21 protein-coding genes and 1 riboswitch are annotated in these 20,928 nt (G+C 73.0%); of the genes, 11 read left to right on the top strand and 10 right to left on the bottom strand.

Annotation, left to right across the window (positions count from 1 at the left end):
- Positions 1 to 18: 18 nt before the first annotated feature.
- Genes ACIGXO_RS16915 through ACIGXO_RS16895 form a run of 5 tightly spaced genes read right to left on the bottom strand, consistent with a single transcriptional unit; the run spans position 19 to position 5,594 of the window.
- Positions 19 to 1,287, bottom strand: coding sequence for an MFS transporter (locus ACIGXO_RS16915; RefSeq protein ID WP_399786614.1), 1,269 nt, complete (start codon positions 1,285 to 1,287; stop codon positions 19 to 21).
- The gene (locus ACIGXO_RS16910) at positions 1,284 to 2,384 is read right to left on the bottom strand and encodes a dipeptide epimerase (RefSeq protein WP_399786611.1); all 1,101 of its coding nucleotides are present in this window, start codon (positions 2,382 to 2,384) and stop codon (positions 1,284 to 1,286) included. The genes ACIGXO_RS16915 and ACIGXO_RS16910 overlap by 4 nt, the downstream gene beginning before the upstream one ends.
- Positions 2,381 to 3,466, bottom strand: a complete 1,086-nt coding sequence (locus ACIGXO_RS16905) for a PLP-dependent cysteine synthase family protein (RefSeq protein WP_399786608.1) — start codon at positions 3,464 to 3,466, stop codon at positions 2,381 to 2,383. The genes ACIGXO_RS16910 and ACIGXO_RS16905 overlap by 4 nt, the downstream gene beginning before the upstream one ends.
- Positions 3,463 to 4,341, bottom strand: a complete 879-nt coding sequence (locus tag ACIGXO_RS16900; RefSeq protein WP_399786605.1) for a Rossmann-like domain-containing protein — start codon at positions 4,339 to 4,341, stop codon at positions 3,463 to 3,465. Before ACIGXO_RS16900 ends, ACIGXO_RS16905 begins: the two co-directional genes overlap by 4 nt.
- Complete coding sequence (locus ACIGXO_RS16895) at positions 4,338 to 5,594, bottom strand: ATP-grasp domain-containing protein (RefSeq protein WP_399786602.1); 1,257 nt, start codon at positions 5,592 to 5,594, stop codon at positions 4,338 to 4,340. Before ACIGXO_RS16895 ends, ACIGXO_RS16900 begins: the two co-directional genes overlap by 4 nt.
- A 157-nt stretch (positions 5,595 to 5,751) precedes the next feature.
- Here ACIGXO_RS16895 and ACIGXO_RS16890 point away from each other — a divergent pair, with 157 nt between their 5' ends.
- The 4 genes from ACIGXO_RS16890 (at position 5,752) to ACIGXO_RS16875 (ending at position 10,269) form a co-directional block, all read left to right on the top strand.
- Positions 5,752 to 7,245 carry an alpha/beta fold hydrolase gene (locus tag ACIGXO_RS16890; RefSeq protein WP_399786599.1) on the top strand — a complete coding sequence of 498 codons (1,494 nt, stop codon included), beginning with the start codon at positions 5,752 to 5,754 and terminating at the stop codon, positions 7,243 to 7,245.
- 115 nt (positions 7,246 to 7,360) lie between these two features.
- Positions 7,361 to 7,843 (top strand): GNAT family N-acetyltransferase, encoded by a 483-nt coding sequence (locus ACIGXO_RS16885; protein WP_399787117.1) that lies wholly within the window; start codon positions 7,361 to 7,363, stop codon positions 7,841 to 7,843.
- A gap of 161 nt (positions 7,844 to 8,004) precedes the next feature.
- On the top strand, positions 8,005 to 9,042 hold the full coding sequence (locus tag ACIGXO_RS16880; protein ID WP_399786596.1) for an ATP-binding protein: 1,038 nt from the start codon (positions 8,005 to 8,007) through the stop codon (positions 9,040 to 9,042).
- Between the two features lie 120 nt (positions 9,043 to 9,162).
- Positions 9,163 to 10,269, top strand: coding sequence for a PP2C family protein-serine/threonine phosphatase (locus ACIGXO_RS16875; protein WP_399786593.1), 1,107 nt, complete (start codon positions 9,163 to 9,165; stop codon positions 10,267 to 10,269).
- 1 nt (position 10,270) lies between these two features.
- On the opposite strand, the gene ACIGXO_RS16870 is transcribed toward ACIGXO_RS16875, so the two are convergent.
- Together ACIGXO_RS16870 and ACIGXO_RS16865 are read right to left on the bottom strand one after the other, a co-directional pair.
- Positions 10,271 to 11,833, bottom strand: coding sequence for a PTS ascorbate transporter subunit IIC (locus tag ACIGXO_RS16870; RefSeq protein WP_399786590.1), 1,563 nt, complete (start codon positions 11,831 to 11,833; stop codon positions 10,271 to 10,273).
- An 18-nt stretch (positions 11,834 to 11,851) separates the two neighbouring features.
- Entirely contained in the window at positions 11,852 to 12,625 is a 774-nt protein-coding gene (locus tag ACIGXO_RS16865) for a PTS sugar transporter subunit IIA (RefSeq protein ID WP_399786587.1), read from the bottom strand.
- 70 nt (positions 12,626 to 12,695) lie between these two features.
- Between ACIGXO_RS16865 and ACIGXO_RS16860 the strand changes: the two genes are divergently transcribed.
- On the top strand, positions 12,696 to 13,283 hold the full coding sequence (locus ACIGXO_RS16860; protein ID WP_399786584.1) for an HhH-GPD-type base excision DNA repair protein: 588 nt from the start codon (positions 12,696 to 12,698) through the stop codon (positions 13,281 to 13,283).
- 63 nt (positions 13,284 to 13,346) lie between these two features.
- Here the strand turns inward: ACIGXO_RS16860 and ACIGXO_RS16855 are convergent, their stop codons facing one another.
- Both ACIGXO_RS16855 and ACIGXO_RS16850 read right to left on the bottom strand, forming a co-directional pair.
- Positions 13,347 to 14,462, bottom strand: a complete 1,116-nt coding sequence (locus ACIGXO_RS16855; protein WP_399787114.1) for a HoxN/HupN/NixA family nickel/cobalt transporter — start codon at positions 14,460 to 14,462, stop codon at positions 13,347 to 13,349.
- Positions 14,463 to 14,493: 31 nt separating this feature from the next.
- Positions 14,494 to 14,713: riboswitch (cobalamin riboswitch) on the bottom strand.
- Positions 14,710 to 15,603 (bottom strand): helix-turn-helix domain-containing protein, encoded by an 894-nt coding sequence (locus ACIGXO_RS16850; protein WP_399786581.1) that lies wholly within the window; start codon positions 15,601 to 15,603, stop codon positions 14,710 to 14,712. (Overlaps the previous riboswitch by 4 nt.)
- 129 nt (positions 15,604 to 15,732) lie before the next feature.
- Here ACIGXO_RS16850 and ACIGXO_RS16845 point away from each other — a divergent pair, with 129 nt between their 5' ends.
- From ACIGXO_RS16845 to ACIGXO_RS16830, 4 genes are all read left to right on the top strand, one after another.
- The gene (locus tag ACIGXO_RS16845) at positions 15,733 to 16,782 is read left to right on the top strand and encodes an NAD(P)-dependent alcohol dehydrogenase (RefSeq protein ID WP_399786578.1); all 1,050 of its coding nucleotides are present in this window, start codon (positions 15,733 to 15,735) and stop codon (positions 16,780 to 16,782) included.
- Between the two features lie 198 nt (positions 16,783 to 16,980).
- Positions 16,981 to 17,511 carry a DUF4232 domain-containing protein gene (locus ACIGXO_RS16840; protein ID WP_399786575.1) on the top strand — a complete coding sequence of 177 codons (531 nt, stop codon included), beginning with the start codon at positions 16,981 to 16,983 and terminating at the stop codon, positions 17,509 to 17,511.
- A gap of 194 nt (positions 17,512 to 17,705) precedes the next feature.
- A complete protein-coding gene (locus ACIGXO_RS16835; protein WP_004943146.1) occupies positions 17,706 to 18,002 on the top strand; it encodes a type II toxin-antitoxin system VapB family antitoxin in 297 nt (98 codons plus the stop codon).
- A gap of 181 nt (positions 18,003 to 18,183) precedes the next feature.
- Positions 18,184 to 18,828 carry a LytR C-terminal domain-containing protein gene (locus tag ACIGXO_RS16830; RefSeq protein WP_399786572.1) on the top strand — a complete coding sequence of 215 codons (645 nt, stop codon included), beginning with the start codon at positions 18,184 to 18,186 and terminating at the stop codon, positions 18,826 to 18,828.
- Between the two features lie 73 nt (positions 18,829 to 18,901).
- Here the strand turns inward: ACIGXO_RS16830 and upp are convergent, their stop codons facing one another.
- A complete protein-coding gene (upp, locus tag ACIGXO_RS16825) occupies positions 18,902 to 19,537 on the bottom strand; it encodes a uracil phosphoribosyltransferase (RefSeq protein ID WP_030259840.1) in 636 nt (211 codons plus the stop codon).
- Positions 19,538 to 19,755: 218 nt separating this feature from the next.
- Between upp and ACIGXO_RS16820 the strand changes: the two genes are divergently transcribed.
- The gene (locus tag ACIGXO_RS16820) at positions 19,756 to 20,145 is read left to right on the top strand and encodes a hypothetical protein (protein ID WP_399787140.1); all 390 of its coding nucleotides are present in this window, start codon (positions 19,756 to 19,758) and stop codon (positions 20,143 to 20,145) included.
- 220 nt (positions 20,146 to 20,365) lie between these two features.
- Positions 20,366 to 20,899, top strand: coding sequence for a hypothetical protein (locus ACIGXO_RS16815; protein ID WP_399786569.1), 534 nt, complete (start codon positions 20,366 to 20,368; stop codon positions 20,897 to 20,899).
- Positions 20,900 to 20,928: the final 29 nt, after the last annotated feature.

Here is a 20,928-nt window from a genome sequence, read left to right as displayed (position 1 = left end):
CGGTTCCCTTCGGTATCGTCACGCCGCCACCGCCACCGGCTCGACGGGCGTCCGCTCCGGCAGTGCGCGCAGCCGGTGCAGCCAGCCCACGCCCGCCGCGGACAGCAGTCCGAAGGCCAGGCAGCAGGCCCAGGGCAGCAGGCCCGCGCCGGCCTGACCGCCCGCGTCCATGGCCCAGCCGACGACGGTGTTGCCGACGGCGGCGGCGACGCCGGAGACCACGTAGAAGAGCCCGAAGTAGGTACCGGTCAGCTCGGCGCGGCCGAAGTCGGGGATCAGCTCCATCACGAACGGCTGGGCGATCATCACGCCGAGGTAGAGCAGCAGGGCCCCGGCCAGTACGGGCAGGACGCGCAGCGCGGCGGGCCCCAGGCCGCCGGGCGGTCCGGTCAGTCCGGCCACGGCCATCGGCGGAACGAACGCCAGCCCCATCAGGCCGAGTCCGGCGGTGATCCAGCGGGCCCGGCTGCCGCGGTCCTTCAGGGCGCGGGTCACGCGCAGCTGGAGGGTGAGGTTGGCGACCGTGCCGACGAGGAAGACGATGCCGGCCGCGCCGTCCCAGCCGGTGGCCCTGCGGGCGCCGTCCGGCAGCAGCAGGTACAGCTGGTTCTCCATGGTGAACATGCCGACCATGGCGAGCGAGAAGGCCAGGAAGACGCGGTTGCCGACGACCTCGCGCCAGTCGCCGAGCACGGAGTTCCCGGCGGGGACGGCGGTACGGGCGGGCAGCACGGCGGCCTGGGCCGCGGTCAGTACGGCGAAGATCGCGGCGGCGGTGAGCGCGGAGGCCCGGAAGTCGACCAGCAGCAGCGCGGAGCCGAGCAGCGGGCCGACCAGCGCGCCGGTGGTCGCGAAGACGTTGAACAGCGCGAACGCCTCGGCCTTGCGGTCGCCCGCCTCCTGCGCCAGGTAGGCGCGCACGGCCGGGTTGAACAGCGCGCCGGCCAGTCCGCTGAGGACCGAGGCGGCGAGCAGCACGGCCAGGCCGTCGCCGAGCGCGAAGAGCGCGAAGCCGACGGTGCGCAGCGCGCAGCCCGCGATGATGACGCCGCGCGCGCCGAGCCGGTCGGCGGCCGAGCCGCCGATGAGGAACAGGCCCTGCTGACTGAGGTTGCGGACGCCGAGCACGATGCCGACGACCGCCGCGGACATGCCCAGGTCCTCGCCCAGGTGGACGGCGAGGTACGGGATGAGCAGGTAGAAGCCGGTGTTGACGCCGAGCTGGTTGACCAGCAGCAGGCGGACGGCGAGCGGGAAGCCGCGTATCTCGTGCCAGGTCTTCTTCATCGCGGCACCTCGGCGGCGAGCCCCGCCGGGTCGGCGGCCGCGTTCGGCAGGTCGGCGCCCGGTACCGGACGTACGCCCAGTCCCGGCTGCCGTCCGGCCCGTACGGTGCCGTCCGTGCCGCCGATGCCGGTCCACGGGTCGTGGGCGAGCAGCAGATGGCCGTCGAGGTCGGCCCAGCGGGCCCGGTCGGCGAGGTGGACGGCGGGGGCGAGGCCGAGCGAGCTGGCGGTCAGGCAGCCGAGCATCAGCTCGGTGCCGCTGCCCGCGAGCAGGTCGGCGATGCGCAGCGCGGCGTGCACGCCGCCGCACTTGGCGAGCTTGACGTTGATGCCGTGCACCCGGCCGACGAGCCGCCGGGCGTCCTCGAAGCCGACCGCGTCCTCGTCGGCGATGACGGGTATCGGGGAGCCTTCGGCGAGGCGGGCCAGCGCCTCGGGGCGGCCGGGCGCGATGGGCTGTTCGACGGCTTCGACGCCGAGGTCGGCGTACCGGGGCAGCAGGGCAGCGGCCTGTGCGGGGGTCCAGGCGCCGTTGGGGTCCAGCAGCAGCCGGGCGTACGGCGCCGCTTCGCGCACCGCGAGCACGCGCTCCAGGTCGTCCTCGGGGTCGGGCGAGCCGGCCTTGACCTTGATGACGGAGAAGCCGTGCCGGGCCAGCCGCCCGGCCTCCTCCCCGGCGGCGCGGCGCGAGCCGATGCCGATGGTGCGCGCGGTCGCGGCCCGCGGCGCCTCCTGAGTCCCGAGCAGCCGGTGCACGGGTACGTCGGCGCGCTTGCCGACGAGGTCGAGCAGGGCCGACTCGACGGCGGCGGTCACGGCGGGCGGGGTGGCCGGCCCGGGCAGCGCGCCTTCGCGCAGGGCGTCGAGCGCCGTCTCCGGCCCGCTGAAGCGGGCGAGTTCGAGCGCCGTCTCGTCGAGCAGCCGTCCGATGGTCTCGGCGTCGAGGTGGTAGTACGTACTGGCCACGGCCTCGCCGTAGCCGCGCTGTCCTTGGTGTTCGATGGCGAGCCAGACGGCGTCGCGGGCCGCCATCGTCGAGCGGGAGATGCGCAGCGGCTCGGTGAGACGGAGCCGTACGGTGCGCCGGCTGAGCTTCACGGGGTCCTTTCCGAGGGGGTGGGGGCGAGCGGGTCGGCGACCGTCCGGCAGCGCGTCCAGCCGGTGGCCTCCGCGGCCCGGGGGTGCGGGATCTCGACGGGGCGGGTGGCGGCGGTGGCCAGGTCCAGCCCGTGCGCGGTGGCGAAGTCGTCGTCGTAGACGGTGCCGAGGTAGCGCTGCGGCCCGTCGGGGAAGACGGTGGCGACGACGGCGCCCGGGTGGATGCGGGCGGCCCAGGCGGCGACCAGCGCGACCGCGCCGGTGCTCCAGCCGCCGCTGACGAAGTTGCCCGCGGCGAGCCGGCGGCAGGCGTCGGCGGACTCGGCCGGGCCGACCCAGTGCACCTCGTCGAATGCTTCGTAGGCGACGTTGCGCGGGTGGATGCTGCTGCCGAGGCCGCGCATCAGCCGGGGCCTGGCGGGCTGCCCGAAGATCGTGGAGCCGGTGGCGTCCACGCCGATCAGCCGCAGGCCCGGCCAGTGCCGGCGCAGCGGCCCCACGATGCCCGCGCTGTGCCCGCCGGTGCCGACGCTGCACACGAGGACGTCGAGGTGGTCCAGGTCGGCGGCGATCTCGGCGGCCAGCGAGGCGTAACCGGCGATGTTGTCGGGGTTGTTGTACTGGTCGGGCCAGTACGCGTCGGGGAGTTCGGCGCGCAGGGCGCGCAACCGGGCCAGCCGCGCGGCCTGCCAGCCGCCCTCGGCCGCCGGGCGGTCCACCAGTTCCAGCCGGACGCCGTACGTCCGCAGCAACTGCCGCATGGACGGCTCCAGTTCGGTGTCACCGACCAGCACGACGGGGTGGCCGAGGGCCTGTCCCGCGAAGGCCAGGCCGACGCCGAGAGTGCCGGAGGTGGACTCCACGACCGGTGCACCGGGCCGGAGTTCGCCGCGCTCCTTGGCGCCCAGCAGCATCGACACCGCAGCCCGCGCCTTCATGCCGCCCGCGCCGAGCCCTTCGAGCTTGGCCCAGAAGCCGGGGTGCGGGCAGGGCAGCGCTGTGGTGATCCGGGCGAGCGGGGTGCGGCCGAGCAGGGCGAGCAGCTGCGGATTGGCGGTGGCGGGCAGGACGGCCGTGGTCATGCGGCGGCCCCGGCGGCTCGGCGGTCCACATCCGAAGCCGTCCCGGCGGCGCGGTACCGGTGGAGGAGCCCCGGTCCGCCGTCCAGCCAGAAGAACGGGTACGGCTCGGCGCACACCGCGCTCACCCCGGCCCCGAGGAACCGCGGCAGCACCGCGCTGCCGGTCTGCGCGAACATCACCAGCGGCGTGCCGTGCGCGACGGCGTGCGTGCGCAGCGCCTCGAAGGTGCCGTTGCCCAGCGTCATCCCGGAGGCGAGCACCGCGTCGCAGCGGTCCAGCTCGGCGAGCGCGTCGGTGACGACCGGCTCGCCCCACTCCGTCGTCCCGCCCTTGAGGTCGCACGGCACGTACGTCAGGCCGCGCTCGCGCAGCGCCTCCAGCAGCGAGTTGACGACGCCTACGACGAGCACCCGCGCGCCGGGCGGCGCGTCGATCAGCTCCACGACGGCGCGTGCCCGGGCGCGGGACTTCTCCAGCGAGCCGCCGGCGGGCAGCGGGAACGGCCGGGCGCCGCTCTCCGGCCCGTGCGGCAGGACGTCCATCAGGTACGCATCCAGCGCCGCCACCCGTACGGGCAGCAGCTCGTGCGCCAGCAGCGTGGCGATGTCGGCGCCGACGCACGCCTCGACGGCCGCATCGGTCAGCGCGCCGGGCTCCACCGCGCAGGAGCCGACCGCCGCGCCGAGCCGCAGGCTGAGCACTTCGTTGCGGTAGCCGCCGGCGCGCCCGGCATGGCGTACGGCCTGCCGGGTGCTGAAGGCCGTGGAGATCCGCCGCTCGGCGGGATCGGGCCCGTACGCGCCGGCCAGGACGCCGGCCACCAGATCGTCGTAGCGGGTGACGGCGGTACAGGGACCGCCGGCGGCCGGGCTCATCGGCCCACCACCCGCGGACGCAGTCCGGAGAGCAGCTCCTCGACGCGGGCCCGGGCACCCGGCCCGGCCGCGTCCCCGGCCATGACGTGCCCCAGGTACTCGTTGTTGCTGCCCGCCGCCTTCACCGTCTTCCCCGGCTCGGCGAGCTGGAGTTCCAGTACGCCGTCCGCCTCGCGCACGGCGTCACCGCCGTCGATGTCCGCGAGCACGCCCGCCTCCCGCGGCACGAGGAAGCCGATCGCGGCGCTGGCCAGTCCGGTGTCGCGGACGGTCAGGTCGGGCCGCCGGCCGAGCGCGACGTCGACGCAGGCGGCGGCCACGTCGATGCCGGTGACATGGCGGATCAGCTCGGTGATGCGGTTTCCGGCGGGCCGCGGGTTGACCTCGACGACGCGCGGTCCGTCGGGCGTCAGCTTGATCTCGGTGTGCCCGACGACGCCGTCCAGACCGAGCGCCTTGAGGGCCTGTACGGCGGTGCCGGCGGCGGCCTCCGCGTCGGCGGCGGAGAGCGCGGCGGGGAACATGTGCCCGGTCTCGATGAAGGCCGGCGCCCCGCCCACGCTCTTGTCGGTCACCCCGACGACGTGCGTGGCGCCCCCGTGCGTCACGGTCTCCACGCTGACCTCGGGCCCGTGCAGCAGCTCTTCGAGGAGGACGACGGGGGCGCGGCGCTGGCCACGCGCGTTGACGGGGAAGTCCTCGATCGCGCGGTAGGCACGCTGCAGCTCCGCCTCGTCACCGACCCTACGTACGAACATCCCGGCGCACAGGTCCACCGGCTTGAGCACCAGCGGGTAGCCGATCTCCGCGGCGGCCGCGGCCGCTTCGGACCGGTCGGCGCAGACCGCGAACCGCGGCTGTGGCAGCCCGGCGTCCGCGAGCACCCGGCGGGTGGCGTGCTTGCGGCAGGCGTCCTCGACCGCTTCGGGCGCCGGTCCGGGCAGGCCGAGCCGGCCGGCGATCCGGGCGACGGTCGGCAGGTAGTAGTCGCAGGACGTGATGACGCCGTCGAAGCCGAGCGCGGCGTGCAACCGCTCGGCGTACGGCAGCAGCGTGTCCAGGTCGTTGGTGTCGGCACTGAGCACGTTGCGGGCGCCGAGCAGCGGGTGCGCCGTGCCCTCGGGCGCGCTGCGCAGGTAGTGGTGCAGGTCGCGGGTGAGGAACGTGAACTCGTGTCCGCCCTCGCGGATCGCGCGTGGCAGCAGCCTGCTCATCGCCCCGACCCAGCTCTCGACCATCAGCAGATGAGCCACGATTCCCCTTCGCCAGCGGTGAGTTGCGGTCGTCGGCCCGGCCGGAAACGCGACTTCGGAGAGTCGTCCGGCTTGACCGACCCACACTGTAAACGATAATCATTTTCAAGTCACCTCTTTGCACGGTGTTCCCGCCACTGCCCCGAATGCGAGCTCTGTGATCACCGCCGCCCGTCGCCCCGCCCTGCTCTGCGCCCTCGCGGCCTCCGCCGCCGCGCTGCTCCCCGCGGCGCCCGCGCACGCCGCCGCTCCCCCGGCCCCCGCGCTGCGCTTCGGCGCCTGTCCCGACTCCGTGCCGGACCCGCCGGCGCCCGACCGCGTCGAGTGCGGCGAGCTGAGCGTCCCCCTGGACCGCAGCCACCCGGAGGGCCGCCGCATCGACATCGCCGTCTCCCGGGTGCCGGCCTCCGGCACGCCCGACGAGCGGCGCGGCGTCCTGCTGGTGAACCCGGGCGGCCCCGGCGGCTCCGGGCTCCCGTACGCCGTCACCAAGCGCGCCAGACTCCCCGAGAGCGTGCGGCGGGCGTACGACGTGATCGGATTTGACCCGCGCGGCACGGGACGCAGCGCGCCCGCGGACTGCGGCCCCATGGGCGGCCTCTTCGACGCCCCGGGCCAGGACCCGGTACCGAAGGACCCCGCCGCCGAACGCGGTTACCTGGACTCCCTGCGCCGCACGGCCGACGACTGCGCCACCGGCGTCGGCGCCGCGCTCCCGCACCTCTCGACCACCGAGACGGCCCGCGACATGGACGCGATCCGCGCGGCCCTCGGCGAGCGGAAGATCGGTTACCTGGGCGTGTCCTACGGGACCTACCTGGGGGCCGCCTACGCGGCGCAATTCCCGCACCGGACAGGCCGGATGGTGCTCGACAGCGTCGTCGGTCCCGAGGACTGGTACGACTTCGATCTCCGGCAGAGCCGCGCCCTGCTGCGCCAGCGCGACACGTTCTTCCGCTGGACCGCCGCACACGAGAAGCGCTTCGGGCTGGGCGGCAGCGCCGCGGCCGTCCGCGCCGCCTACCAGCGCACCCGCGACGGCCTCGCGGACCGCCCCGTCGACGGCTTCGGCGCCGCGGAGTTCGACCGCACCGTCTACCGGGCGCTCGGCCGCACCGAGCGCTGGGCCGGCCTGGCCGACGGCATCCGTATGTACCTACGGAACGGGACCGTCGCGCCGCTGCGCCCGGCCGACCCCTTCGGCGGCGCCGCGTCCCGTACCTACGAAGCCGCCAACCGCACCGTCAAGTGCGCGGACGGGCCCGGACCCACGCCCGCGCGGGTGACCGCCGACATCCGGCGCATACGAAGGCTCGACCCGCAGCCGGTGCTCACCGGCATGGAGGCTTCGGTATGCGCGTACTGGCATCACCGGCCCGCCCACCGCACCGCGCTCGGCAGCCCCGCCGCGCCCCCGGTCCTGCTGATCGCCTCCGAGCACGACCCGGTCACACCGATAGCCGGCGCCCGCGGCCTGCAACGGCGGCTGCCGGGCTCCCGACTCGTCACCCTGCACCACGACTACTCCCACGGCGTGTTCGCCAGCCGCGGCAACGGCTGCGTCGACGGCACGGCGGCGGCCTACCTGGTGCACGGGGCCGTACCGGCGGCCGACGTGCACTGCGCCGGCCCCGGCCTGCCGACACCCTGACTCCCGGAAAGCACGGAAGAACACCTTGACTGTCACCGACACCACGCGGCTCACCGCCTCCGCCTACACCGTGCGGCCCGCCACGCCCGCCGACCTCGACGGCGCCCGCCGCGTCATGCTCGACACCCTCTACCGGGAATTCGGCTACGGCTACGTGCCGCACTGGCACCGCGACGTGATCGACCTCCCCGGCACCTACCTCGACGACCCCCGCCATCTGCTGCTGGTGGCCGTGCACGAGGGCGAGGTGGTGGGCACGACCGGCGTGCGCTCCGCGGGCCCCGCCCACCCGCCGCACCCCCGATGGCTCGCCGAGCGCTACCCGTCCGGCTCCACCGCCCAGCTCGTACGCGTCTACGTCGACCCCGCCCACCGGCGGCACGGCCTGGCCCGCACGATGGTCCACCGGGCCTGCGCCTTCGCCGCCGCCACCCCCGGCTACGAGCGGATCTACCTGCACACCAACGTCAAGGTCGAGGGCAGCGGCGCCTTCTGGCGCGGCCTCGCCGAGGAGGTCTTCGACGCCCGCGCGTCGGGCGAGCACGGGCCGGGCGTCGAGACGGTGCACTTCGAGATCCCGATGCCGCCCCGCGTCTGAGGGGCGTTCGCGGCCGGTCGGTGCCAACGACTCGGTGTACGGCCGGAGTTAGGTATACCTATCCCGGCCGATCACCGATGCCGGCACCCCGTCCCACCCGACAGGCTGGCCACCTCTTCCGGAACTGGCCGGTCCGGACGCGCACTTCGGAGGCGGGACACATGCTGGAGTCGGAGAACCGGGACCTGGTCGCCCTGACCGGGCGGGACGGAGCGCTCGCGGAGGTCGGGGACCTGCTGCGGCACCGTCGTCTGGTGACGGTTACGGGCCCCGGCGGCGTCGGCAAGAGCGCGCTCGCCGCGGCGCTGGCGCGCCGGCCGGGGCTCGTCCCGAAGGCGGTCGTGGCCCGTACCGACCTCGCGCCGCTCACCGACCCCCGGCTCGTACCGCACTGGCTGGCCCGCGCGCTGGGCACGGACGGCCCCGCGGGCAAGCCCCAGCTCGCCGCGCTCGCCGAGGCGTTGGGCGACACCCCGGCACTGCTGGTCGTGGACACCTGCGAACACCTGGCCCAGCGGTGCACCGAGGTCCTCACCGCACTGGTCGACGCCTGCCCCGGCCTGCACGTGCTGGCCACCAGCCGCACCCCGCTGTGCACCCCGGGCCTGTATCCGCTCGCCCCTCTGCCGCTCGACGTCGCGGCCGAGCTGTTCACGGAGTACGCCCGGCAGCTCAATGCCGAGGCGGCGGCGCCCGACGTGGTCCGGCGGATCTGCGCGCTGCTGGACGGCCTGCCGCTCGCCGTGCGGATCGCGGTGGGCCGGCTCGCGCACCATTCCGCCGCCGACCTGCTCTCCTCCCTCGGCAGGGCCGAGGCCGCGCTCGACCTGCCCGCCACCGCGCCCGGTCTGCCCGCCCGCCAGCGTTCGCTGCGCGACTCCCTCGGCTGGAGCATGCGGCTGTGCACGGCCGAGGAACGGCTGCTGTGGGCACGGCTCAGCGTCTTCCCCGGCAGCTTCGAACTGGCAGAGGTACTGGAGATCTGCGGCGACGCGCAGCTGCCGCCCGGCCCGCTCATCGCGGCGTTCACCGGGCTCGCCTGGCAGTCGCTGATCGAGCCGCAGCCGCACGAGGACGAGTGCACGGCCTTCCGGATGCCGCGTGCCACCCGCGCGTACGGGCGGGAACGGCTGGGTCTGTCGGGAGAGGAGCGGGAGCTGGTGAATCGCTTCCTGGGCTGGACGCTGCGCGAATCCTGACAACCGGCGCACGTGTTTGGCCAGCTTCTTTTCGAGGGAATCCGCCATATGCACACCTCGTGCATCGAACGCTCACTAGGCTGTTCCGTTCCAGCCGCCGCTCAGCGGGCAGGTTCCGCCATGCCGAAGCTTCCTCCGGCCGGACGCGTCAGTACCGTCCCGGCCGCACCGCCGCCCGGCAATCCCGCGAGACTGATCCGAGGAACGTTTCCGCTGGCGGTGGCCGCGGTCTGCGCCCTCCTCGGCAGGGCCCTCGATCTCCCGCAGCTCTTCCTTCCCCTGATGCCCGCCGTCGCCGCGCTGCCCGCGATGGGGCGGTCGCGCGGGCGCGACGTGCTGGGCGCGGGCGCCGCGGCGCTCGGCGGCGTGGCGGTACTGGGCTGGGGCGCCCGCCCGGGGGCCGTGCTCGCGACGCTGGCGGGCGTGCTGACGGTGACCGCGCTGGTCCGCGCCGCCGCCCGGCGCAGCCGCCGCCAGGAGACCAAGCTCGCCCGTCTCGGCCGGCTGGCCCAGGTGACCCAGGCGGCGGTGCTGCCCCGGCCGCCCGAGTCGGTGGGCGGCGTACGGCTGGACGCGCGGTATCTCGCGGCCACCCCCGGCGCCACGGTCGGCGGCGACATCTGCGGTGCCGAACGCACCCGCTTCGGCGTGCGGCTGCTCATCGGCGACGTGTCGGGCAAGGGCCTGGACGTGGTCGGCACGGCCGCCGAGACGCTGCACATCTGGCGGGAGCTCGCGCACCACGAGAGCAGCCTGGCGGGCATCGCGCTGCGCATGGACACCGCCGTCACCCGCATCCACCACCACGACGGCTTCGTCACCGCGCTGCTGATCAATGTGTACGACGACGGCCGGGTGGAGCTGCTGAGCTGCGGCCATCCGCCGCCGCTGCTGGTGCGCGGCGGCCGCGCCACCTGGCTCGCCGGGCTGGACGCGACGGCCCCGCTCGGGCTGATGCGGATGGTGCAGGACCGGTGCCCGACCGCCGTGGTGCGGCCGGCGCCGGACGACTGGCTGCTGCTGTGCACGGACGGGGTGGCCGAATGCCGCAACGGCGCGGGCGAGTTCTATCCCCTCGCCGAGCGCCTCACGGCCTTCTGCGGCCACGAGCCGACCGCCGTCCTGGACGCGCTCGAAGTCGATCTGGTCCGGTACCGCGACGGCGGCTGCCGGGACGACGCGATGATGCTCCTCATCCGCCCGCCGTCCCGGCAGCACTCGGGGTGACTCAGCCGTCCTCCGGCGGCGGGGGCGGCACGGGCGCGCCGGCCGGCGGAGCGATCTTCGCGTGAGCGGTCGTGGCGGTGGCGGTGGTCGCGGCCACCGGGGCTTCCGTACGCGGCAGTACGGCGTCCCGGCGCGCACCCGGATCCCAGCCCGTCTCCACCACCCGCTTCTGCACGAGCACGGCGCCGCCCAGTACGACCGCGCCGATGGCCAGCATCAGGACGACGGCACCCGCGCCGCCCGGCTTCGCCGCGTTGCCGATCAGCGCGCCGAACCAGCCGAAGTCCGCGTCCCCGAAGGTGGTGTTCTCCTCGCCGAACGCGCCGAGCACCTTCAGGAGCAGCGCGGGCAGGAAGGTGATGAGGACGCCGTTGACGAAGGCGCCGAGGGCCGCGCCGCGCCGGCCGCCCGTCGCGTTCCCGTACACGCCGGCCGCTCCGCCGGTGAAGAAGTGCGGGACCAGACCCGGCAGGACCAGCGCGAGGCCGAACCACGGGTGGAAGAGCGCGGAGAGCAGCCCGAGGCTGACCAGGCCGCCGAGGAAGCTGCAGAGGAAGCCGATGAGGACGGCGTTCTGCGCGTACGGGAAGACGATCGGCGCGTCCAGCGAGGGCACCGCGCCGGGCACCACCTTCTTGGCGATGCCCTGGAAGGCCGGCACCAGCTCGCCCAGGATCGTCCGCACGCCGAACAGGATGATCGCGACGGCGATGCCGAACTGCAGGCCCTGCATGACGGACTGCATGAGGTAGTTGCCGAAGCCGGTGGCGGCCGCGCCGCCGTCCGGTGCGAACGCCTTGAACGCGGTGGCCCGGCCCGCCTTGGCCAGGAACAGCATCGCCATGATCACGTAGATCAGGACCATGGACAGCGCGGTGGCCACCATCGAGTCCCGCAGGAAGCGCAGCCCCTCGGGCAGCTTCATGTCCTCCGTACTGCGGCTGCGCTTGCCGACCAGCTGCCCGGTCGCGCCCGCGGCGACGTATCCGGCGGTGCCGAAGTGGCCGATGGCGAGGGTGTTGTCACCGGTGATCCGCTTGGTCCACGGGTGCGCGAAGGCCGGCATGGAGACCAGCAGGATGCCCAGCAGCACGCCGCCGACCAGCACCACGACGGCCGAGGACTGACCCGCGGTGGCCAGCACCACGGTCAGCAGCGTGGCCATGAACAGCATGTGGTGGCCGGTCAGGAAGACGTAGCGCAGCGGCGTGAAGCGGGCCAGCAGCAGGCTGACCCCGAATCCGACGATCATCAGCCAGGCGACCCGGGCGCCGAACTGCGCCTGCGCGATGCCGACGATCGCCTCGTTGGTCGGGATGACGCCGTGCGCGCCGGTCGCGCCCTGGATCATCTCGCCCAGCGGCGCGAGGGCCGCGACGACCAGATCGGCGCCCGCCCCGATCAGCAGGAAGCCCAGCGTCGCCTTGATGGCGCCGCCGATGATCTGTCCGGCGGATCTCCGCAGGGCGATCAGTCCGGTGGCCGTGATCAGGCCGACCAGGTACGCCGGCTGGCTGAGGACCTCGTTGACCAGGAATTCGGCGATCGATACGAGCCAGTGCATGGAAAACTGCGCCCTTCGTTACTGGACGTCGTAGGTGTCGCGGAGGATGCGGTCGACCTCACCCGTACTGGTGAAGTTCTCGACGACCTTCACCGGGACGCCGACGTCGCCGAGCGTCCTGGCGATCTCGCCCGAGGTGAGGATGGCGACGGCCTCGCCGGCCTTGCCCTTGGCCGAGATGGTGTCGGTCGCCTCGACGGTGACGTGCTTACTCCAGCCCCAGCGGTCGAGCACCTGCTCCAGGGTGTTCTTCAGGAAGAGGCTGGTGCCCAGGCCGTTGCCGCAGACGGTGAGGATCTTGTGCACGGACGTGCCGCCGTCGGCCGATTGCCGCTCCGGCGTTTCCCGGCCCGCCAGTACCGCCTGCACCGCCTCCGGCGTCCGGGCCTCGCGCAGCGCGCGCTCGGTCTCCGGGTCACCGAGCAGCCGCGCGAGCGCCGCCATCGCCTCCGTGTGCGCCCCGGAGTCGCGCGCCGCGAGCGCGACGACCAGGCTCACCGGGTCGTTCGACTCGTGCCCGAACTCCACCGGCTCGGCCAGCCGCACCCAGGACATGCCGGTCCTCAGGACCGCGGGCGAGGGGCGGGCGTGCGCGAAGGCGAAGCCGGGCGCGATGACGATGTACGGCCCGTTCTCCTCGACGTTCTCGATCATTTCCGTGGTGTACTCGCCGGTACAGGTACCGGTCGCGACCATGAGGTCGCCGGCGGCCCGTACCGCCTCCCGCCAGTCCGCCGCCGCCACGTCCAGCCGCACGGCCTCGGCGGGAATCAGTTCGCTCAGTGTCGGCATGGACGGGATCGTCGCACGAAAACGCTTGCCTGGGTATGCGCGGTGCGGCGCCGGAAGGGATCATCGGAACATGAACGTGAGGATGCGGGTCGCCCAGCAGGAGGAAGCCGACGAACTGCTCGGCCGCAGTCCGCTCGCCGCGCTGGTGGGCATGCTGCTGGACCAGCAGGTGCCGATGGAGTGGGCGTTCACCGGTCCGTACACCATCGCCCGGCGGATGAACGGCGACGACCTGGACGCGCACGCCATCGCCGCCCAGGACCCGGAGGCATTCGAGGAGCTGCTGGCCCGCAAGCCGGCCGTGCACCGCTACCCCCGGTCGATGGCCAAGCGGGTGCAGCAGCTGTGCCAGTACCTCGTCACGCACTACGACGGGGACGCGGAGGCCGTGTGGCGGGACGCGGGGACCGGCGCCGAGCTGCTGAAACGCCTCAACGACCTGCCCGGCTTCGGCAAGCAGAAGGCACAGATCTTCCTGGCCCTGCTCGGCAAGCAGTTCGGGGTGCGCCCCGAGGGCTGGCGCGAGGCCGCAGGCCCGTACGGCGAGGAGGGCTCCCACCGCTCGGTCGCCGACATCACGGGCCCCGAGTCGCTGGCCGAGGTCCGGGCGTACAAGCAGCAGATGAAGCGGGCGGCGAAGAAGGCGGCGGGGAAGTAGGGGCGGGGCCGACCAGGGCCCTCACCCTCGGTCGGCCGCCGCCCCTCTCCTCGTACCGGGTGCTCAGCCCTCCGGCGAGGCGGCCACCCGGGCCGCCCACCGCTTTTCGACGCCCGACAGCCGCCAGTAGGCGATCGCCGCCGCCCAGACGACGACGAAGAGGCCGACGATGAGGTAGCCGACGTTGTCCAGCTCCAGGCCGGAGATCCAGCCGGTGACCGCGTCCGTCAGGCCGAGCTTGTCGTGCAGGACGCTGACCAGCTCGATGGTCCCGATGAAGAGCGCCACGGCGATGGAGAGCCCGGTGATCGTGAGGTTGTAGTAGACCTTGCGCACCGGGTTGGAGAACGCCCACTGGTACGCGAAGTTCATGAACGTGCCGTCGAGCGTGTCGAAGAGGCTCATCCCGGCCGCGAACAGCAGCGGCAGGCACAGCACCGCGTACCAGGGCAGCCCGGACGCGGCGCCGCTGCCCGCCATCACCATCAGCGTCACCTCGGTCGCGGTGTCGAAGCCGAGGCCGAGGAGCAGCCCGATCGGGAACATCTGGCCCGGCCGCGTGATGGCCTTGGTGAACCGGCCGAGCACCCGGTTCATGAAGCCGCGCGAGTCCAGCTGCCGCTCCAGCTCCGACTCGTCGTACTCCCCGGCCCGCATGGCACGGAAGACGCGCCAGATGCCGGCCAGCGCGACCAGGTTGAGGGCGGCGATCAGGTAGAGGAACGCCCCGGAGACGGTGGTCCCGACCGTGCCGAGCACCTGATGCGTACGGGACTCCTCGTCCATCAGGATCCCCGCGAGCGCCGCGCCGCCCGAGACCAGCGCGGCCATGATCACGACCATGCTGGAGTGGCCGAGCGCGAACCAGAAGCCCACCGAGACCGGGCGCTTCCCGTCGGCCATGAGCTTGCGGGTGGTGTTGTCGATGGCGGCGATGTGGTCCGCGTCGAACGCGTGCCGCATGCCGAGGGTGTACGCGGTGACGCCCAGGCCGACGCCGAACACCTGGGTGCCGACGGTGTAGTGGCCGGGCACGACGAGCAGGAACAGCACACCGAACGCGACGATGTGCAGCGCGGCTATGACCGCCAGCAGACCGGCGGTCCGTACGGTGTCGCGGCGCTGCCAGCGGAAATCGGGCAGCACGGAAGAAGCAGGGGCATCGGTGGGCAGGGCCATCCGGCGATCACGCTCCAGCACCTCGTGGAATCAGTTCGTGAGATGCCGTGGCCGGTCTCCTGGCTTACGGGTTCACACTCCCGTCCCGGCCTTCCCGCCCGCACTCCGCGGACAGTGGCCCCTCGTACGCACGCGGTGCGCGTACGAGGCAGGGGTCGGTAGCTCCCCGATCACAGTGGCGAGGGCCGCTCCGGAATCGGACCCGAAGGTCTCCACCGGTCTTCCCGAGCACCACGGCCCGGCCACTCTAACCTCCCGCCTCCCGATGCCGGACGGCGTCCTCCGTCGCCGGATCGACGGCCACCGGGTCCGCCGCCCAGCTCCCCAGCAGCCGCAGGGATTCCGCCGAGGCCGAGCCCGGCTCCGCGTGGTAGACGATCAGCTGCTGGTCCGGGTCGGCGGGCAGCCGCAGCGTCTCGTACGACAGGGTCAGCGGCCCGACGACGGGGTGGTGCAGCCGCTTCACGCCGAAGCCCTTGTCCTGCACGTCGTGGGCGGCCCACAGCTGCCGGAACTCCTCGCTCTTGACCGACAGCTCCCCGATCAGCGAGGCGAGCAGCGGGTCGTCGGGATGGCAGCCCGCGTCCATCCGCAGGAAGGCGACGATGTCCGCGGCCTTGCTCTCCCAGTCGACGTAGAGCTCGCGGGAGGCCGGGTCCAGGAAGACCTGCCGGGCGATGTTCCGCTCCTCGGGCGCGAGCGCGGCGTAGTCGCCGAGCAGCGCGCACGCCATGCGGTTCCACCCGATGACGTCCAGGCGGCGGCCCGCCACATACGCCGGTATCCCCTCCATCGAGTCCAGCAGCTGCTGCAGCGCGGGCCGCACCCGCTGCGGGCGCCCCGCGCCGCGCGAGCGCTTGGCCTTGGGTTTGACCAGGTGAGTGAGGTGGGCGCGCTCGGCGGCGGTGAGCCGCAGGGCGTTGGCGATCGCGTCCAGGACGGCGGTGGAGACGTTCTGGCCGTGGCCCTGTTCGAGCCGTACGTAGTACGCGACGCTCACCCCGGCCAGCTGTGCCAGCTCCTCGCGCCGCAGCCCCGGCACCCTGCGCCGCCCGCCGTGGTGGGTCAGCCCGACGTCCTCGGGCTGCAGGCGGGCACGGCGGGTGCGCAGAAACTCGCTCAATTCTGTGCGCTGGTCCATAAGGCCAGTATCCGGGTGGCCGGGTACGGACGCCGGGCCGCGAGGGTGTCACTGCCAGTGGTAGGAACCGCGTTCGTACCAAAACGGGGGGCCTGGCTCCGCTTCTCGTCCCGAGGCACGCTCGATGACATGACACACACCTCTGTCGCCGCGTATGCAGCACCCGCGCCCAAGGCACCCCTGGAGCGCACCACCATTCCGCGCCGTGAGCTCGGCGCGCACGACATCGAAATCGAGATCAAGTACGCGGGGATCTGCCACTCCGACATCCACCAGGTCGACAACGGCTGGGGCGAGGGCATCTTCCCGATGGTCCCGGGCCACGAGATCGCCGGTGTGGTCTCCGCGGTGGGCTCCGAGGTCACCCGCCACAAGGTCGGCGACCGGGTCGGCGTCGGCTGCATGGTCGACTCCTGCCGGGAGTGCGACAACTGCAAGGCCGGCCTGGAGCAGCACTGCACCGGCACCGGCAACGTACAGACGTACAACGCCATCGGCCGGGACGGCGAGCCGACCTACGGCGGCTACTCCACCCACGTCGTGGTCACCGAGGACTTCGCCCTCCGCATCCCCGAGGGCATCGCCCTGGATGAGGCCGCGCCGCTGCTCTGCGCCGGCATCACCGTCTACTCGCCGCTCTCGCGCTGGGGCGCGGGCCCCGGCAAGAAGGTCGCGGTCGTCGGCCTGGGCGGCCTCGGCCACATGGCCGTGAAGATCGCGCACGCGATGGGCGCCGAGGTCACCGTCCTCAGCCAGTCGCTGCGCAAGAAGGAGGACGGCCTGAAGCTGGGCGCCTCCGACTACCGCGCCACCTCCGACCCGGCCACCTTCGAGGAGCTGGCGGGCCGCTTCGACCTGATCATCAACACCGTCTCCGCCAACCTGGACGTGGACGCCTACCTGTCCCTGCTGCGTGCGCACGGCACGCTGGTGCAGGTCGGCGCGCCGGAGGACCGGCTCAGCGTCTCGCCGTTCTCGGTGATCGGCGGCAGCCGGGCGATCGCCGGTTCGATGATCGGCGGCATCCCCGAGACCCAGGAGATGCTCGACTTCTGCGCGCAGCACGGCCTCGGCGCGGAGATCGAGGTGATCCCGGCCGAGCAGATCAACGACGCGTACCGGCGGGTGCAGGCGAGCGACGTCCGCTACCGCTTCGTGATCGACGCCTCGACGATCTGATGCGTACGGAGCCGGGTGGCCGCTCGACGGCGGCCGCCCGGCTTCGTCGCATTTGGGGGCGGAAAGACTTCGTAAGGCGGTATTAGCCGGACGTTAGCGGACCAGTAGCGCCCCCGGACAGAGTGGATGTCGTGCCGGACGGACCAGCCGGCCGCAAGCGCCACCCATATCCGACTCACCAGTCACGGGGGAACCACCATGTCGAAGAAGTCCGTCAAGGCCGCCGTCGCCTCGCTCATCGCCGTCGGCGCCCTGGCAGCGGCCGCCGGCCCGGCCCTGGCCCAGACCGCCCGCCCGGCGGCCGCCGCCAAGGTGGCGCCCTGCACGGCGTCGGCGCTGACGTTCGAGGCCGGCACCGTCAGCCGGCCGATCAACCACGTCCTGCTCAAGGCGACCAACACCTCGAAGAAGAGCTGCGACTTCTCGGCCGAGACCTACCCGCTCCTGCGGCTCCACAAGGACCAGCAGGCGGTCACGCCGGTCATCGACGGCTCGGAGCCGCAGGCCGTGGTCACCCTCGCGCCCGGCGGGACGGCCTACGCGGGCATCGTGCTCTCCGCCGCCGACTCCTCGGAGAAGGGCTTCAAGACCAGCAAGTTCGGCGTGGCCGTGTCCAGGGGCACCGCCCTGAAGAACGTCACCGTCAAGGGTGGCCCGGTGTACGTCCAGCCCGGCGCCGCCCAGGTGACGTACTGGCAGGACAACCCCGCCGACGCCCTCGTCTGGTGATGCGCTCCGGCCGGGGACGCCCCCCGATCCCCGGCCGGGCCCCGTTCCCCGCACGCGCGGGCCGGTCCGCTCCGGAGACCGGCCCGCCGTACTCGGGCAGCGGCGAGGCATTGCTCCCTGTACGCCGTATACACCCCGTTCGTACCCGTGCGACATGGCTGCGCCCGAGGCCGGGTGACCGGTAGGCTTTCCGTGTGATCTTCAAGCGCATCGGAAATGGGCGGCCGTACCCCGATCACGGCCGGGAGAGCACCCGCCAGTGGGCGGATGTGGCCCCGCGCCCGGTACGCCTTGACCAGTTGGTGACCACCAAGCAGCAGCTCGATCTGGAGACGCTGCTCGCGGAGGACTCGACCTTCTACGGCGACCTGTTCGCGCACGTCGTGAAGTGGCAGGGCGACCTGTACCTGGAGGACGGGCTGCACCGCGCGGTGCGGGCCGCGCTCCAGCAGCGCCAGGTACTGCACGCCCGCGTCCTCGAACTGGACTGAGGCCCGCCGGCAACGGCCGACAGCAAGGCTGATCAATCACGCTGGTCAGTGGCGCCGATCGAGGGCCCGAGCTTCACTGAGCGTGGTGGCGGCGCCCGGTATTGGCCCTTTCGGGTCACCTCTCGCGCCACGAACAGATCATTTAATAGGCAGAGCGCCGCAGCCGCACTACGCTGCGGACATGAGCATGCTGACGCCCCCCGGCATGGGCGGTAAGAAGTACCGCATCACGGGCGACAGGTATCCGCGGATGCGCCGTCCCCGTCGTGAGCGCAGGATCGTTGCGGCCGTCGTGGCCTCGGCCTGCGTACTGGGTGTGGGCGCCTGGGGCGCCGTACAGCTCATCGATGTCTTCACCGGCAACGGCGGCACCGCGCAGGCCGCGCAGGAGAAGCCGAAGTGCCCCTCCCGCGAGGACGGCGGCAAGCCGCGGCACACGGCGAAGCCGCTGCCCGAGCCGAAGACGATCAAGGTCAACGTGTTCAACGCGACCACCCGCAGCGGGCTCGCCAAGGACACCGCCGACGCGCTCAAGAAGCGCGGCTTCACGATCGGCGAGGTGGGCAACGCGCCCGCCGCCTACGACAAGAAGGTCAAGGGCACCGGCGTACTGCTCGGCGCGCCGGCCGCGGTGGACGGCTCCTTCAAGGTGCTGGGCACGCAGGTGGCCGGGGTCCAGCAGAAGGCCGACGGCCGCAAGGGCGGCGACGTCGACCTGATCATCGGCGACAAGTTCAAGGACCTGGCGAAGGAGAAGGACGCCAAGGCCGCGCTCGCCGCGCTGACCGCCCCGCCGAAGGAGAAGCCGGACACGCCGGGGTGCTGAGCACCACCGACGCGCCGCCTGCCCCGTAGGGGCCGCCGGTCACCCTGTCGGGATCAGCGGCCCCTGCGTACGCTCAGCCCGCCGTCCCGTACATGCGGTCGCCCGCGTCGCCCAGGCCCGGAACGATGTAGCGGTCCGCGTTCAGCCGCTCGTCGACCGCCGCGGTGACCAGCGTCACCGGCGTCCCCGCCAGCTCCCGCTCCATGACCTCCACGCCCTCGGGCGCGGCCAGCAGGCACAGCGCGGTCACGTCGTCGGCACCGCGCTTGATCAGTTCCTTGATCGCCGCGACCAGCGTGCCGCCCGTGGCGAGCATCGGGTCCACGACGTAGACCTGGCGCCCGGAGAGATCCTCCGGCATCCGCGTGGCGTACGTCTGCGCCTCGTACGTCTCCTCGTTGCGGACCATGCCCATGAAGCCGACCTCGGCCGTGGGCAGCAGCCGCACCATGCCGTCCAGCATGCCCAGCCCGGCCCGCAGGATCGGCACGACCATCGGGCGGGGGTGGGAGAGCCGGACGCCGGTGGTCGCCGTCACCGGGGTCTCGATGTCGACCTGCTCGGTGCGCACATCGCGGGTCGCCTCGTACGCGAGCAGGGTGACCAGCTCGTCGGCGAGACGCCGGAAAGTGGGGGAATCGGTGCGCTTGTCGCGCAGCGTGGTGAGTTTGTGCGCCACCAGCGGGTGGTCGACGACGTGGATCCGCATGACATCGACAGTAACCGAGGCGCGGACCCCGGGCGTCCGCCGGTGGGCGCCCGGGGCGCCGCGCGGAGCACGGTACGAAGATCGGCCATCTACGTGCGGCCCCTCGGCCAACGTCAACCGACTCGCATCAACCCCACACTTCGGGGGAAAGTGGGCACAGACGCCCGGACCGCCGGCCGGCCTCCGGGCGAGGACCTCGGCCCGAGGCGGTGTCGCTCATGCCCGACCAGAAGAACCGTCAGGACGCACGACAGAACCGTCAGAACCGACCGGACACCCGGCAGAACCGGCAGGACGCACGGCAGAACCGGCAGGACCCACGGCAGAGCCGTCCGGACGCCCGCAGACCCGGCGCCGCGCACGGCGCGGCCAGAGGCGACGGCGGCGGCCCGAGACCCGACCGCCCGGCGGACCGGGAAACGGAACGGGAAGCGGAGCAGCCGGCAGCCGGCGCGGCCGGCGAACCGGACGCGGCGCGCCGACGGCGGCGGGCGCAGTTCCTCCGTGAGCTGAACGAGGCCAAGGAACTGCGCGACCGCGTGCAGCCACGCCGCGCCCGCGCCGCCCGGATGCGGCAGCAGATGCGCATGCGGACGTTCCGCTGGTGACACGTCCGCCCCGCCGGCGAAGCGGACGAATCGGGCCCCGCCCCACCCCCGTCCGGCCCCCACATGGACCGGTTCTCGCAGAACCCGCGCACGACGCAGCGCCGAAGACCCCGCGCGAACGCGTTGTTTCTGCCACGATTCCGATGGGGCGGGGACTCCGGGCGCACGTGCGTCCGCCTCGCCCGGCCCGGATACGCCTCTGACCAGTGGGAGAGTCACGGTGTACTTCGCCGCACTGCTCGCGCGCACCTCAGACGGGTGGGAAGCGAGCGATACAGAGCTCGACGATGTGGAGACGCTTGCCGACCTGGCCGACCTGGCCCGGCAGGCCGCGGTCGACGACGACACGGTGGTGGCGTTCATCGAGCAGGAGGACGCGTGGTTCGGCGTCGTCCGGGTGGACGGCGAGGAAGACCCGCGCGTCTTCATCTCGAACGCCGCCGTCGCGTCCCGCAGCTCGTACGGCGCCATGCTGACCGACGAGCTGCTCGGCCGCGACGACGAGGAGCAGGAGGATCTCGACGGTCTGACCAACCTGGACGGTACGGAGGACGGTGAGCCCGAGGGCGCTGAGGACGAGCCGGAGGCCGCCGGTGACGACCCGGTGCCGGCCGGCCCGCTCGGCGACGTCGAGCTGCTCGAGGATCTCGGAGTCACCGGCAAGGAGCTGCTGTCCTTCGACAGCCACGGTGACGCGCTGAGCGAGATCGCCGACGCGCTCGGCTGCACGGAGGTCCTGGAGGCGGTGCGGTGACGGCCGGGGAGCGGCGCGTCGCGGGCCGC

Origin of the sequence: Streptomyces sp. NPDC053542 (genome assembly GCF_044544685.1) — a bacterium.
Classification (GTDB): domain Bacteria; phylum Actinomycetota; class Actinomycetes; order Streptomycetales; family Streptomycetaceae; genus Streptomyces.
This window is presented reverse-complemented; position numbering and strand designations above follow the sequence as displayed.

What these genes read in the sequence shown, in the direction of transcription:
- ACIGXO_RS16915 (WP_399786614.1), bottom strand. Translation starts at nt 1,287, where the DNA reads ATGAAGAAGACCTGGCACGAGATACGCGGCTTCCCGCTCGCCGTCCGC.
- ACIGXO_RS16905 (WP_399786608.1), bottom strand. Translation starts at nt 3,466, where the DNA reads ATGACCACGGCCGTCCTGCCCGCCACCGCCAATCCGCAGCTGCTCGCC.
- ACIGXO_RS16900 (WP_399786605.1), bottom strand. Translation starts at nt 4,341, where the DNA reads ATGAGCCCGGCCGCCGGCGGTCCCTGTACCGCCGTCACCCGCTACGAC.
- ACIGXO_RS16885 (WP_399787117.1), top strand. Translation starts at nt 7,361, where the DNA reads ATGCTCGACACCCTCTACCGGGAATTCGGCTACGGCTACGTGCCGCAC.
- ACIGXO_RS16880 (WP_399786596.1), top strand. Translation starts at nt 8,005, where the DNA reads ATGCTGGAGTCGGAGAACCGGGACCTGGTCGCCCTGACCGGGCGGGAC.
- ACIGXO_RS16875 (WP_399786593.1), top strand. Translation starts at nt 9,163, where the DNA reads ATGCCGAAGCTTCCTCCGGCCGGACGCGTCAGTACCGTCCCGGCCGCA.
- ACIGXO_RS16870 (WP_399786590.1), bottom strand. Translation starts at nt 11,833, where the DNA reads ATGCACTGGCTCGTATCGATCGCCGAATTCCTGGTCAACGAGGTCCTC.
- ACIGXO_RS16865 (WP_399786587.1), bottom strand. Translation starts at nt 12,625, where the DNA reads ATGCCGACACTGAGCGAACTGATTCCCGCCGAGGCCGTGCGGCTGGAC.
- ACIGXO_RS16860 (WP_399786584.1), top strand. Translation starts at nt 12,696, where the DNA reads ATGAACGTGAGGATGCGGGTCGCCCAGCAGGAGGAAGCCGACGAACTG.
- ACIGXO_RS16855 (WP_399787114.1), bottom strand. Translation starts at nt 14,462, where the DNA reads ATGGCCCTGCCCACCGATGCCCCTGCTTCTTCCGTGCTGCCCGATTTC.
- ACIGXO_RS16850 (WP_399786581.1), bottom strand. Translation starts at nt 15,603, where the DNA reads ATGGACCAGCGCACAGAATTGAGCGAGTTTCTGCGCACCCGCCGTGCC.
- ACIGXO_RS16845 (WP_399786578.1), top strand. Translation starts at nt 15,733, where the DNA reads ATGACACACACCTCTGTCGCCGCGTATGCAGCACCCGCGCCCAAGGCA.
- ACIGXO_RS16840 (WP_399786575.1), top strand. Translation starts at nt 16,981, where the DNA reads ATGTCGAAGAAGTCCGTCAAGGCCGCCGTCGCCTCGCTCATCGCCGTC.
- ACIGXO_RS16830 (WP_399786572.1), top strand. Translation starts at nt 18,184, where the DNA reads ATGAGCATGCTGACGCCCCCCGGCATGGGCGGTAAGAAGTACCGCATC.
- upp (WP_030259840.1), bottom strand. Translation starts at nt 19,537, where the DNA reads ATGCGGATCCACGTCGTCGACCACCCGCTGGTGGCGCACAAACTCACC.
- ACIGXO_RS16820 (WP_399787140.1), top strand. Translation starts at nt 19,756, where the DNA reads ATGCCCGACCAGAAGAACCGTCAGGACGCACGACAGAACCGTCAGAAC.